12 protein-coding genes are annotated in these 12,531 nt (G+C 72.8%); 11 read left to right on the top strand and 1 reads right to left on the bottom strand.

Features of this window, described 5'->3' with window-relative positions:
- Positions 1–109: 109 nt before the first annotated feature.
- A complete protein-coding gene (locus tag ACIQOU_RS08630) occupies positions 110–1,300 on the bottom strand; it encodes a pyridoxal phosphate-dependent aminotransferase (RefSeq protein WP_401535216.1) in 1,191 nt (396 codons plus the stop codon).
- A 127-nt stretch (positions 1,301–1,427) separates the two neighbouring features.
- Here ACIQOU_RS08630 and ACIQOU_RS08625 point away from each other — a divergent pair, with 127 nt between their 5' ends.
- From ACIQOU_RS08625 to kynU, 11 genes are all read left to right on the top strand, one after another.
- On the top strand, positions 1,428–1,733 hold the full coding sequence (locus tag ACIQOU_RS08625; protein WP_401535214.1) for a hypothetical protein: 306 nt from the start codon (positions 1,428–1,430) through the stop codon (positions 1,731–1,733).
- 428 nt (positions 1,734–2,161) lie between these two features.
- Positions 2,162–2,725 (top strand): DUF2617 family protein, encoded by a 564-nt coding sequence (locus ACIQOU_RS08620; protein WP_401535211.1) that lies wholly within the window; start codon positions 2,162–2,164, stop codon positions 2,723–2,725.
- A gap of 99 nt (positions 2,726–2,824) precedes the next feature.
- Entirely contained in the window at positions 2,825–4,465 is a 1,641-nt protein-coding gene (locus ACIQOU_RS08615; RefSeq protein ID WP_401535208.1) for a polyamine aminopropyltransferase, read from the top strand.
- A 56-nt stretch (positions 4,466–4,521) separates the two neighbouring features.
- Positions 4,522–5,376, top strand: coding sequence for an SRPBCC domain-containing protein (locus ACIQOU_RS08610; protein WP_401535205.1), 855 nt, complete (start codon positions 4,522–4,524; stop codon positions 5,374–5,376).
- A gap of 56 nt (positions 5,377–5,432) precedes the next feature.
- Entirely contained in the window at positions 5,433–6,221 is a 789-nt protein-coding gene (locus tag ACIQOU_RS08605) for an aldose 1-epimerase (RefSeq protein ID WP_401535203.1), read from the top strand.
- 9 nt (positions 6,222–6,230) lie between these two features.
- Positions 6,231–6,779: an orotate phosphoribosyltransferase gene (gene pyrE / locus ACIQOU_RS08600; RefSeq protein ID WP_401535200.1), complete on the top strand. Its 549-nt coding sequence runs from the start codon at positions 6,231–6,233 to the stop codon at positions 6,777–6,779.
- A gap of 204 nt (positions 6,780–6,983) precedes the next feature.
- The gene (gene fbaA, locus ACIQOU_RS08595; RefSeq protein ID WP_401535198.1) at positions 6,984–8,006 is read left to right on the top strand and encodes a class II fructose-bisphosphate aldolase; all 1,023 of its coding nucleotides are present in this window, start codon (positions 6,984–6,986) and stop codon (positions 8,004–8,006) included.
- 69 nt (positions 8,007–8,075) lie between these two features.
- Positions 8,076–9,542, top strand: a complete 1,467-nt coding sequence (locus ACIQOU_RS08590) for an MFS transporter (RefSeq protein ID WP_401535196.1) — start codon at positions 8,076–8,078, stop codon at positions 9,540–9,542.
- 121 nt (positions 9,543–9,663) lie between these two features.
- Positions 9,664–10,077, top strand: coding sequence for a DUF3151 domain-containing protein (locus ACIQOU_RS08585; RefSeq protein WP_401535193.1), 414 nt, complete (start codon positions 9,664–9,666; stop codon positions 10,075–10,077).
- A 236-nt stretch (positions 10,078–10,313) separates the two neighbouring features.
- Positions 10,314–11,162 (top strand): tryptophan 2,3-dioxygenase family protein, encoded by an 849-nt coding sequence (locus tag ACIQOU_RS08580; RefSeq protein WP_401535191.1) that lies wholly within the window; start codon positions 10,314–10,316, stop codon positions 11,160–11,162.
- The gene (gene kynU / locus ACIQOU_RS08575; RefSeq protein WP_401535189.1) at positions 11,155–12,402 is read left to right on the top strand and encodes a kynureninase; all 1,248 of its coding nucleotides are present in this window, start codon (positions 11,155–11,157) and stop codon (positions 12,400–12,402) included. Before ACIQOU_RS08580 ends, kynU begins: the two co-directional genes overlap by 8 nt.
- Positions 12,403–12,531 lie beyond the last annotated feature (129 nt).

Genomic DNA, 12,531 nt, shown 5'->3' with positions numbered 1-12,531 from the left:
GTCGAACATGATCGGAACGGGTATTGACCGGCCCGGCGGGGGCGGATTCACCCCGCCCGGTGCGACCGCGCGCCGCAACGCTGTTCCCGACGGCCCCGCGCGGGCCGGTTCAGCGCGCCGCCGCCTTGAGCCGTGCCACCGCCTCCTCCAGAACGGAGACCTTCTTGCAGAAGGCGAAGCGGACGAACGGCGCGCCCTGTTCGCGGTGGTCGTAGAAGACGGCGTTCGGGATGGCGACCACGCCCGCGCGCTCCGGCAGGGCGCGGCAGAAGGCGAAGCCGTCGCTCTCGCCGAGGGGGCGGATGTCGGTGGTGACGAAGTAGGTGCCGGCCGGCACGAAGACCTCGAACCCCGCGTCCGCGAGACCGGCCGCGAGCAGATCACGCTTGGCCCGCATCTCGGCACGGAAGGTGTCGAAGTACGCGTCGGGCAGCGCGAGCGCCTCGGCCACCGCGTACTGGAACGGCCCCGACGCCACGTACGTCAGGAACTGCTTGGCCGACCGCACCGCCGTCACCAGCGCGGGCGGAGCCGTCACCCAGCCCACCTTCCAGCCGGTGAATGAAAATGTCTTCCCGCTCGACCCGATCGTCACCGTCCGCTCCCGCATCCCCGGGAACCCCGCCAGCGGCAGATGTTCGGCGCCGTCGAACACCAGGTGCTCGTACACCTCGTCCGTGACCACCAACAGGTCGCGTTCGACGGCGAGTTCGGCGATGGCGGTCAGTTCCGCGCGGGTGAGGACGGTGCCGGTCGGGTTGTGCGGGGTGTTGATCAGCAGCAGCCGCGTCCGGTCGGTGACGGCGGCCCGCAGCTCGTCCAGATCCAGCCGGAACGCCCCCTCGTGCGGGCGCAGCGTGACCGGCACGCGCGTGCCGCCCGCCATCGCCACGCACGCCGCGTAGGAGTCGTAGTACGGCTCGAACGCGATCACCTCGTCGCCCGGTTCCACCAGCGCGAGCAGCGCCGCCGCGATCGCCTCGGTGGCCCCCGCCGTCACCAGGACCTCGGTGTCGGGGTCGTAGGGGAGGCCGTAACGGCGCTGCTGGTGCGCGGCGATCGCGGTGCGCAGCTCGGGGACACCGGGACCTGGGGGGTACTGGTTGCCCCGGCCCTCGCGCAGCGCCCGTACGGCCGCCTCCCGGATCTCCTCGGGGCCGTCGGTGTCGGGGAAGCCCTGGCCCAGGTTGATCGCGCCGGTGCGGACGGCCAGCGCGGACATCTCCGCGAAGATCGTGGTCCCGAACTCGGCGAGGCGGCGGTTGAGCAGGGGGCGGGTGCTGGAGGTCATGCCGGTCATCCTGTGCCGAAGCTCTGGAGTTCCTCAACTCTGCTTTTGGCCGCCGAAGGACCGGGCATCTGCTGGGCACGCAAGGAACGAGGCACCCACGGGGGGCGCTTCGGGGGCTCGGAAGGACGTGGACGCCATGGGACCTTTTCTGTTGATCGGGGCCATCTGCATCGTGTTCGTGCTGGCGATCGTCAGGGCGGTCACCGGCGCGGCCCGCAGGAGCCGTCACCGTCACGGGTACGGGGGCGCCGGTGCCGTGGGCGGGGGCAGCGGGGCCAGCTGGTGGGCCGGGGACTCGGGCGGCTCGTCCCTGGACGGCGGCTCGTCCTCGGGCGGCGGCCACCACTCGGGCGGGCACTCCTGCGGGGGCGGCGGTCACTCGTCGTGCGGCGGCGGCTCGTCCTGCGGCGGTGGCGGCGGGTGCGGCGGCGGGGGCAACTGACGCCACGCGCAGTCGACTTGGCGCCCGCTCGGCAGCCCGCTCGGCAGTCCGGGGCGCATATGCCGGAGGCTCGTGTGAATCCCGTTGGGGCGCAAGGAAGTTGCGCTTACCGGCGGGATTTCGCACGCGCGCCCCGGCGTACGCCGCTACCGTCAAGGCGCACGCCTGGTTGAACAGTTGAGCTGTGCAGCCCTCTGGGGGATGGAAACCCCACGAAGTTGGGTAAAAACGCTGTGGCGGCGCCACAGTTCATGATTCCCTCTAAATCACCAAAGCGGCCGGATCGGACGTCTTGCGGACTCCCTCTCCGACGTACTCCGGCGTACTCCCACGTACCGACCGAGGGCGACCGGGCCGATCTCCCGGCGCCGATCCGGGTGCCGCCGGACCCCACCTCCCCCTTCTTTGCGTGCTAGCGGAGCCGATCCATGCTCACGACCCTGAACACCGCCTACACCGACACGCGCGCGGCCGACCTCGCCTGGGCCCTGGGGGGCGAGCCGCTCCCCGCGCTGGCCACGCTCGACCTCGAACTGTCCGGTGCCAAGCTTCAGTTGAGACTTCTCGGCGCGTCCCACCAGGTGCTCCTGGAGGAGGACCGGGGCAGCTGTTCGGAGACGGTGGCGTGCATCCCGGGCAGCAGCACCCCGCTGCCGCTGGGCGTCGCCAAGCGCGTCGGCGACTGGGAATACGAGTTCGCGGCGCGCGTCGAGGTGCTCACGCCGGGCGCGTTCGCGGGGCGCGCGCAGGAGCTGCTCGCGCTGGTCGCCGACCATCCGAACGGACTTGCGGGCGTCTTCCCCGGCAGCCCGCACGCCTTCACCGCCCTGCTGGCCCAGCGTCGTGAGGGTCAGGTGCACTGGCGGACCTGGCACGCCTACCCGCAGGACGGCCAACTCGTCGCCACCCGCACCCGGGTCGGCGTCCGCGTCCCGGCAACCATCCTCGGCCCGGCGAGCGCCCTCAGCCCGTCGGGCGTAGGTGCGAGATAAGTACCGGACGCCTCGTCAAACGTTCTACGGCCGCCTGGCCGATATTTCCACACGTGTGGGTGACGAAGCGTGACAACGTCGTGACGTAACGTCGCAGTCGTGATCGAACCGCACGCGCCGGCCCCGCCCGGCCCCTCACCCTTCTGGCCCGCACCGGCGCGGCTGCCGGTGCGGCCGGGCACGGGCCGGTTCCTGGTCCTCGCGTGCGTCTTCGTCTGCGCTGCCTGCGGACTCGTGTACGAACTGGAGCTGGTCGCCCTCGCCTCCTATCTGATCGGCGACTCCGTCACCCAGGCCTCGGTCGTCCTGTCCGTCATGGTCTTCGCCATGGGCATCGGCTCCCTCGCCGCGAAACGGCTGCGCTGGCGGGCCGCCGTCGCGTTCGGCGCCCTGGAGGCGGCCCTCGCCCTGGTCGGCGGGTGCAGCGCGATGGCCCTGTACGCCGTCTTCGCGTGGACCGGCGGCTGGGGCGGCCTGTGGGCGAGCGGCCCGCGCTGGCTGCTGGTGGCGTTCTCGCTGGCCATCGGGTTGCTGATCGGCGCCGAGGTGCCGTTGCTGATGGAGCTGATCCAGCGCATCCGGCGCCAGGACGCGGGCGGCGCGGTCGCCGACCTGTTCGCCGCGGACTACGTCGGCGCCCTGGTCGGCGGCCTCGCCTTCCCCTTCCTGCTGCTGCCGTTGCTCGGCCAGCTCACCGGCGCCCTCATCACCGGCACCGTCAACGCGGTGGCCGGCGGCGCCCTCGTCCTCGGCCTCTTCCACCGCGACCTCAGCCGCCGTTCCCGCTGGCTGCTGCTGCTCACCAACGTCACCGTCCTCGGCCTCCTCGCCTCCGCCGCCGTCCTCGTCGACGACTTCGAGCGCGCCGCCCGCCACGCCGTGTACGGCAACGACGTCCGGGTCGCCCTCCAGACCGGCGTCCAGGAGGTCGTCCTCACCGGCGGCACCCACGGCCGCCCCCTCGACCTCTTCCTCGACGGCCGCCTCCGGGTCGGCGGCCGGGACGAACTGCGCTACCACGAGGCCCTCGTCCACCCCGCGATGAACGGCCCCCACGCGCGCGTGCTCGTCCTCGGCGGCGGCGACGGGCTCGCCGTCCGCGAGGTGCTGCGCCACCCGGGCGTGCGGCGGATCGACGTCGTCGACGTGGACGCGGGCCTGGTCCGGCTGGCCCGCGAGGACCCGGCCCTGGCCCGGCTGAACGGCCACGCGTACGCCGACCCGCGCGTCGAGGTCAGCGCCGAGGACGCGTTCAGCTGGCTGCGCCAGGCGCCGCCGGCCTCGTTCGACGTGCTGGTCTGCGACCTGCCCGACCCGGGGATCACGGCCAGCACGAAGCTGTACTCCCAGGAGTTCTACGGCCTCGCCCGCCGCGCCCTCGCCCCCGGCGGCCGACTGGTGGTGCACGCGGGCCCGCTCGCCAGCCGGCCGCGCGTCTTCTGGACGGTCGACGCGACCCTGAAGGCCGCGGGGCTGCACACCGTTGCCTACCGGGTCGCCGGTCACGCCTCCGGGTTCGCGGGCGGCCCCGACCGCAGCACGGAAGCGACCCGCGCCCCTCGGGACTGGGGGTTCGTGCTCGCCGCGACGACGCCCCCGACGCTGGGTCTCGACCCGCACGCCCCGCGCCCGCGCACCCTGACCCCGGGCGCCCTGACGGCGGACGCCCGCGCGGCGGCCCACGCGCGCGTGCCCCGCCTGCCCCCTTCGACCCTGGTCCACCCGCGCTACACCGACTGACCCACTTTCGGCCAACGGGGGTGCAGTCCCCGGTGACCTGGGTAGGCTCGCCCGACATGGAGCATGAGGTGTTCGTCCCGGTGGTGGCCGCGCGACTGCGGGACGCGCTCGCCGACCCCGCGCGGGTGGCCCGGGCGATTCCCGGACTCCAGCAGGACGTGGGCGCCGAACCCGTCACCGGCCGACTGAAGATCCGCGTCGGCGGCCACTCCGTCACCTATCGCGGGACGGTGCGCGTCGGCGCCCGCCTGGACGGGGCGTACCTCCTGGAGGGCGACGCCGTGGAGGCCCGGGGCACCGGCGCCGTGCGGATCGCCCTCACGGTCCACCTCCGGGACGCCGAGGGCGGGGCGACGGTCACCTTCGAAGGAACGGCGACGGCGGACGGCCGCGTCACGGAACTCCCGGCGGATGCGGTGCGATCAGCGGCCACCCGCCTGCTGACCCGCTTCGCGGAGGGGCTGGCGGAACCTGCGGAACCGGAGAGCCCCGTAGACCCCGTAGACCCCGTAGGCCCCGTGGTGTCCGAGGGGGACGGTGAAGTGGGGGCGCCTGAAGGGGACGTCGGGCCGGACGTTGAACCCGGCGCGCCTGAAGGAGACGTTGAACCCGTAGTACCCGTAGCCCCAGACGAACCCGTGCCCCCCGTACCCCCCGTACCCCCCGTGCCGCCCGTGCTCCCCGGGGCCTCTCCGGCCGGGCCGCCCGCTGAGGCCGCGCATGCTCGGCGGACCATGATCGGGCGGAGTGCCGAGGAGGTCGATCACGCGCCGCCGCGCGGGCGTTACGCGCCGGTGCCCGCGCCGCAGACCATCGCGCCGGGCTCGTCGTTGAGGTGGGCGGCGCCCGCTGCCGCGTTCGCGCTGGCGTCGGCCATCGTCGTCACCCGGGCGCTGCGCAAACGCCGTTGACGATTCCCGTCCGCACGCGCGCGTGGTGGAGGCGGGCGCACCAGTAGGGTCGGGGCGTGAGTGACGAAGAGATCACGCTGACCGCGGGTGACGCGGAGGTGACCGTCCAGCCGGGCAACGGAGGACGGATCGGTGGACTGCGGGTCGCGGGAACGGAGTTGCTGCGGCAGGGGGAGCGGTTCGGCTGCTTCCCGATGGTGCCGTGGTGCGGACGGGTCAGGGACGGCCGTTTCCTGGACGGCGCGACCGTCCACCAACTGCCGCTCAACGCCCCGCCGCACGCCATCCACGGCACCGCCAGGGACGGGAAGTGGACCACCGCGCGCGTGAGTGCCGACGAGGCGGTCCTCACCTACGACCTCGTCGACCCGTGGCCCTACAGCGGCCGCGTCACCCAGCAGATCGCGCTGACCCCGGACGCGTTGACGCTGACGATGTCCGTGGAGACGTGGGAGTCGTCGTTCCCGGCGCAGATCGGGTGGCACCCGTGGTTCCACCGCAACCTCGGCGGCGAGGACGTGCGCGTGGACTTCACGCCGGCCTGGCAGGAGGAGCGCGGCGCCGACCATCTGCCGACCGGCGAGCGCATCGACCCGCTCCCCGGCCCCTGGGACGACTGCTTCGGGATGCCGGGCGGCGTCGACGTCACCCTCACCTGGCCCGGGCAGCTGGAACTGAACGTGGCCAGCCGGGAGGAGTGGGTGGTGGTCTACGACGAACAGGAGGCCGCCGTCTGCGTGGAACCGCAGACCGGGCCGCCCAATGGCCTGAACACCCTGCCTCGCCAGGTGACCCTGCTGGAGCCGCTGGAAGCCGCCACCACCTGGAGTTGGCGCCGCCTCTAAGCTGGCCGCATGAGTGACGTGCGCGCAGCGCTGCTTCAGCAGATCAAGGACAAGGCCGTGGTCCACGGCAAGGTGACCCTCTCCTCGGGCCTGGAGGCCGACTACTACGTCGACCTGCGCCGCGTCACCCTCGACGGCGAGGCGGCGCCGCTGGTCGGACAGGTGCTGCTGGACCTGGCGGCCGACCTGGAGTTCGACGCGGTGGGCGGTCTGACCATGGGCGCCGACCCCGTCGCGGGCGCGATCCTGCACGCCGCCCACGCGCGCGGGCAGCGCGTCGACGCCTTCGTCGTCCGCAAGACGGCCAAGGCGCACGGCATGCAGCGCCGGGTCGAGGGTCCGGACATCGCCGGGCGCCGGGTGCTGGTCGTCGAGGACACCTCCACCACCGGCGGTTCCCCGCTGGAGGCCGTCGCGGCGGTGCGCGAGGCGGGCGCCGAGGTGGTCGCCGTCGTCACGATCGTGGACCGGGCGACCGGGGCCGCCGAGAAGATCGAGGCGAGCGCCCAGGTGCCGTACCGGTACGCCTACTCCAAGGACGAACTCGGCCTCGACTGAGGCATCCGCCCAGCTCACAGCCGGTTCACCAGGCGCCGTCCGCCGAGTTATCCACAGGCTGGACGGGGGGAGACACAGAGCGGACCATGTCTGGAAAGATGGGGAAGACGACGATGTCGCCGCCGAGGTCCAGGTCGTCGCCCCCCAGGTCTAGGTCAGGGCCGTAGGACGCAGAACCCAACCCGCATACCAAGGAGCGGACAGATGCCCATCGCAACCCCCGAGGTCTACAACGAGATGCTCGACCGGGCGAAGGCAGGCAAGTTCGCCTACCCGGCCATCAACGTCACCTCGACGCAGACCCTGCACGCGGCGCTGCGCGGCTTCGCGGAGGCGGAGAGCGACGGCATCATCCAGATCTCCACGGGCGGCGCCGAGTTCCTGGGCGGCCAGTACCAGAAGGAGATGGTGACGGGCGCGGTCGCGCTGGCCGAGTTCGCGCACATCGTCGCCGAGAAGTACCCGGTCACCGTCGCGCTGCACACCGACCACTGCCCCAAGGACAAGCTCGACGGGTACGTGCGCCCGCTGCTGGCGATCTCCGAGGAGCGCGTCAAGGCCGGCGGCAACCCGCTGTTCCAGTCGCACATGTGGGACGGTTCGGCGGAGACCCTCGCCGACAACCTCTCCATCGCGCAGGAGCTGCTGGAGCGCGCCCGCGCCGCGAAGATCATCCTTGAGGTCGAGATCACCCCGACCGGCGGCGAGGAGGACGGCGTCTCGCACGAGATCAACGACTCGCTGTACACCACCGTCGACGACGCGATCCGCACCGTCGAGGCGCTCGGCCTGGGCGAGAAGGGCCGCTACCTGCTGGCCGCGTCCTTCGGCAACGTCCACGGCGTGTACAAGCCGGGCAACGTCGTCCTCCGCCCCGAGCTGCTCAAGGAGCTGAGCGACGGCGTGGCCGCGAAGTACGGCAAGGCGTCGCCGTTCGACTTCGTCTTCCACGGCGGCTCCGGCTCCACCGCCGAGGAGATCGCCACCGCGCTGGAGAACGGCGTCGTGAAGATGAACCTCGACACCGACACCCAGTACGCGTTCACCCGCCCGGTCGCGGACCACATGTTCCGCAACTACGACGGTGTCCTCAAGGTCGACGGCGAGGTCGGCTCCAAGAAGACCTACGACCCGCGCACCTGGGGCAAGCTGGCCGAGGGCGGCATGGCCCAGCGTGTGACCGAGGCCTGCGGCAACCTGCGCTCCACCGGCACGAAGATCAAGTAACGCCGTTCGCGGTGCGCCCGGCGCCTGTCAGCACTGTCTGCGGCGCCGGGTTCGCTGTATATGTGGGGCATGCCCGACGTCCGGTTGGCCTCGCCCCAGGGCAGATGGATCGTGCTCACGACCGTGCTCGGCTCCAGCATGGCGATGCTGGACTCGACGGTCGTCAACGTCGCCCTGCCCCGCATCGGCCGCGACCTCGACGCCGGCCTCGCCGCGCTCCAGTGGACCGTCAACGCGTACATGGTGACGCTGGCCGGTCTGATCCTCCTCGGCGGCTCCCTCGGTGACCGTTACGGGCGCCGGAAGGTCTTCGTCGTCGGCGTGATCTGGTTCGCGTCCGCGTCCCTGCTGTGCGGGATCGCCCCGAACGCCGGTGTCCTCGTCGCCTCCCGCGCCCTCCAGGGCATCGGCGGCGCCCTGCTCACCCCGGGCTCGCTCGCCCTCATCCAGGCGTCCTTCCATCCCGACGACCGGGCCAGGGCGGTCGGCCTGTGGTCGGGGTTCGGCGGGATCGGCGCGGCGGTCGGGCCGTTCCTGGGCGGCTGGCTGGTGGACGGGCCCGGCTGGCGGTGGGTGTTCCTGCTGAACGTCCCCCTCGCGCTGCTCTGTGTGCCGGTCGCCGTGCGCCATGTCCCCGAGTCGGCCGGGGGCGCCCGCACGTCCGGCCGGTTCGACGTCACCGGCGCCGCCCTCGGCGCCCTCGCGCTGGCCCTGGTGACCTACGCGCTGATCGAGGCCCGTCAGGGGTCGCTGGTCGTGGTGGTGACGGCGGTCGCGGGGGTGGCGGCGGGCGTCGCGTTCGTGGCGGTGGAGCGGCGCGGCGCCGAGCCGATGATGCCGCTGGACATCTTCAGGTCACGCCAGTTCACGGCCGTCAACCTGGTCACGCTGTGCGTGTACGCGGCGTTCGGCGGTTTCTTCTTCCTCACCGCGCTCCAACTCCAGGTCGCCGTCGGCTGGTCGCCGCTCGCCGCCGGAACGGCACTGCTGCCGACGACGGTCCTGATGCTGCTGTTCTCGGCCCGCTCGGGTGCCCTCGCCGCCCGGATCGGGCCGCGCGTCCCGCTCACCGTGGGCCCGCTGCTGTGCGCGGCGGGCATGCTGCTGATGCTGCGGGTCGGCCCCGGCGCCTCCTACGCCGCCGATGTGCTGCCCGCGCTGCTGGTGCTGGGCTGCGGCATGGTCACCCTGGTCGCGCCGCTCACCGCGACCGTCCTGGCCGCCGTCGACACCGCCCGGGCGGGCCTCGCCAGCGGCGTCAACAACGCGGCCGCCCGCGCCGCCGGCCTCATCGCGGTCGCCGCCCTGCCCCTGCTCGCCGGCATGGGCCCGGACGCCTATCGCACCCCGGACGCCTTCGACGGCGCCTTCCACCGGGCGATGCTGATGTGTGCCGGGGTGCTGGTGGTGGGCGCGGGGATCGCCTGCGCGACGGTCCGCTCCCCGGCGCCGGGCTGCGCCTGCCCCGAGTGCCACACCCACGGCTCGATCACGACGCCCCCGCTGGAGGGGCGGCTGGAGCAGGGGGACCCGTAGCCCTGGGGAGGGACTCGGGAGGGACTCGGGAGGGCGCTCGGGAGGGAGGGGCCGAGGGGCTTTCGGGGTCGGGCCGGTCGGCCCCGTCCGGGGCGCGGCGGCGATGGCGCAGACTTGGGGCATGACGATTCACGAGAACCTCCTCGGGGGGCCTGCCCCGACCCACCTGCCCGACGACCCGGAACCCCGCGAACTGCTCGCCGGGGGCGCCGACCCCGCCGATGTCGCCGCGAAGTACCCGAAGTCCTCGCTAGCCTGGGCCCGGCTGGCCGACGAGGCGTACGAGCGGGGCAGCGTCGTGGAGTCGTACGCCTATGCCCGCACCGGCTACCACCGAGGTCTCGACGCGCTGCGCCGCAGCGGCTGGAAGGGCCACGGCCCGGTGCCGTGGGAGCACGAGCCGAACCGCGGCTTCCTGCGCGCCCTGCACGGGCTGGCGCGGGCCGCCCAGTCGATCGGCGAGCAGGAGGAGTACCAGCGCTGCGCCCAGTTCCTCAAGGACTCGTCGCCGGTGGCGGCACAGACGCTGGGCTGACCGAACGACGGGGGCGACGGGGGCGCTGAGACGCGGGCCAGGGTGAGCGGTGGCGCGGGGTGCCGTACCTCCGCGCGCCGGCCGCCCGTCGGCGGCGTTCCTCCGTGTGGCCCGTCTGGCAGCAGGCGGGCCTTGCCGGAATCTGAGCGGTATTGAAGGATGCTGGTGGGGACCGGGGCCCCCGTGCCGGGATCGGCAGGGGCGGACCGCTACCCTGAGTTACACAGGAGACAGCGATGTCCCAGCAGGCTCGCCCCCTTCCGGAGGCCGAAGAGCCGTCGACTCCGCATCTCGACTTCGCCGGCACCACCCCGTACGAGGACTACGTCCGTGCGGATGTGCTCACCCACCTCCAGCACACCCTCTCCGACGACCCCGGAGAGATGGTCTTCCTGGTCACGACCCAGGTCATGGAGTTGTGGTTCACGGTGATCGTGCACGAGTGGGAGACCGCCGCACGCGCCCTGCGCGAGGACCGGCTGCCGGTCGCGGTCGACGCGTTGAAGCGCTCGGTGCGCGAACTGGACGCGTTGAACGCGTCCTGGAGGCCGCTCGCGCAGCTCACCCCGGCGCAGTTCAACGCGTACCGTTCCGCGCTCGGTGAGGGCTCCGGGTTCCAGTCGGCGATGTACCGGCGGATGGAGTTCCTGCTCGGCGAGAAGTCCGCGTCCATGCTCGTGCCGCACCGCGGAGCGCCGCGTGTGCACGCCGAGTTGGAGAAGGCACTGCACGAACCCAGCCTGTACGACGAGGTGGTGAGGGTGCTCGCCCGGCGCGGCCACCCGGTCCCCGACTCCGTGCTGCGCCGTGATGTCACCCGGCGCTACGAACCGTCGGACGCCGTCGAGCAGGCCTGGACGGCCATCTACTCGGGCGCCGGGAACGCCGAACTCGCCCGGCTGGGCGAGGCGTTGACCGATGTCGCCGAGTTGGTCTGGCGCTGGCGCAACGACCACCTGGTCGCCACCCGCCGCGCGATGGGCGCCAAGACGGGCACCGGCGGCTCCGCCGGGGTGGCCTGGCTGGAGAAACGCGCGCAGAAGAACGTCTTCCCCGAGCTGTGGACGGCACGGTCCCATGTCTGAACCCACCTCGACCGGCGAACTCGCCCTCCGCGCACAGGAGTTGGACGCCGCCGACGAACTGGCCGCGCTGCGCGACCGGTTCGTGCTCGACGACGTCGTCTACCTCGACGGCAACTCCCTCGGCGCGCTGCCCGACACCGTCCCCGGCCGACTGGACGACGTCGTACGCCGCCAGTGGGGCCAACTCCGCATCCGTTCCTGGGAGGAGAGCGGCTGGTGGACCGCGCCCGAGCGGATCGGCGACCGGATCGCACCGCTGCTCGGCGCGGCGGCCGGCCAGATCGTCGTCGGCGACTCGACAAGTGTCAACGTTTTCAAGGCACTTGTCGCGGCCGTGCGGATGGCGCGCGCCGCTGACGGCGGCGGGCAGGCGCGGGACGAGATCGTCGTCGACGCCACCACCTTCCCCACCGACGGCTATATCGCCGAGTCCGCGGCCCGGTTGACGGGGTGCCGCCTGCGCCCGGTCACCCCGGCCGAGGTGCCGGGGGTGCTCGGCGCCCGCACGGCGGCCGTGCTCCTCAACCACGTCGACTACCGCAGCGGACGCCTGCACGACCTGCCCGCGCTGACGGCCGCCGTGCACGCGGTGGGCGCGGTGGTGGTCTGGGACCTGTGCCACAGCGGGGGCGCCCTGCCGGTCGGCCTCGACGCGCACGGCGTGGACCTCGCCGTCGGCTGCACCTACAAGTACCTGAACGGCGGCCCCGGTTCACCCGCCTACCTGTACGTGCGCGCCGACCTCCAGGGCCGTTTCGACTCGCCGTTGCCCGGCTGGAACTCGCACGCCGAGCCGTTCGGGATGCGCGCCGGGTACGAACCGGCCGCCGGTGCGGTGCGCGGTCGCGTCGGCACCCCGGACATCCTCTCGATGCTCGCCCTGGAGGCGGCCCTCGACGTCTGGGACGGCGTCGGCATCGACGCCGTACGCGCCAAGTCCCTTGCCCTGACCGACTTTTTCCTGGCGTGCGTCGAGGCGTACACCGAGCCAGGCCGGGTCGCGTGCGTGACGCCCCGGCGGCCCGAGGAGCGCGGCAGCCAGATCGCGCTGCGCTGCGCGGACGCCGAGGACGTCATGAAACACCTGATCAGCCGAGGCGTGGTCGGGGACTTCCGGCATCCCGACATACTCCGGTTCGGTTTCACGCCGTTGTACGTCGGGTTCGCGGACACGGAACGGGCGGCACGGCTCCTGGCCGACGTGCTCGACGAGGTGTCGACGGAGCAACGGCCCTTGTAGACAAGGGAGTTGAGAGGCCGGGGCGCGACGGAGCCCCGGCCCGGTCGGCGGGGTGTCCGGTACGGGTGGCGGCGGCGTCGGCGGTGCGCCGTTTCCCCCCTTCTCGGCGATGCGATGACGGCATCGGTG

It is taken from the genome of Streptomyces sp. NPDC091279 (assembly GCF_044757465.1).
Classification (GTDB): Bacteria; Actinomycetota; Actinomycetes; order Streptomycetales; family Streptomycetaceae; genus Streptomyces.
This window is presented reverse-complemented; position numbering and strand designations above follow the sequence as displayed.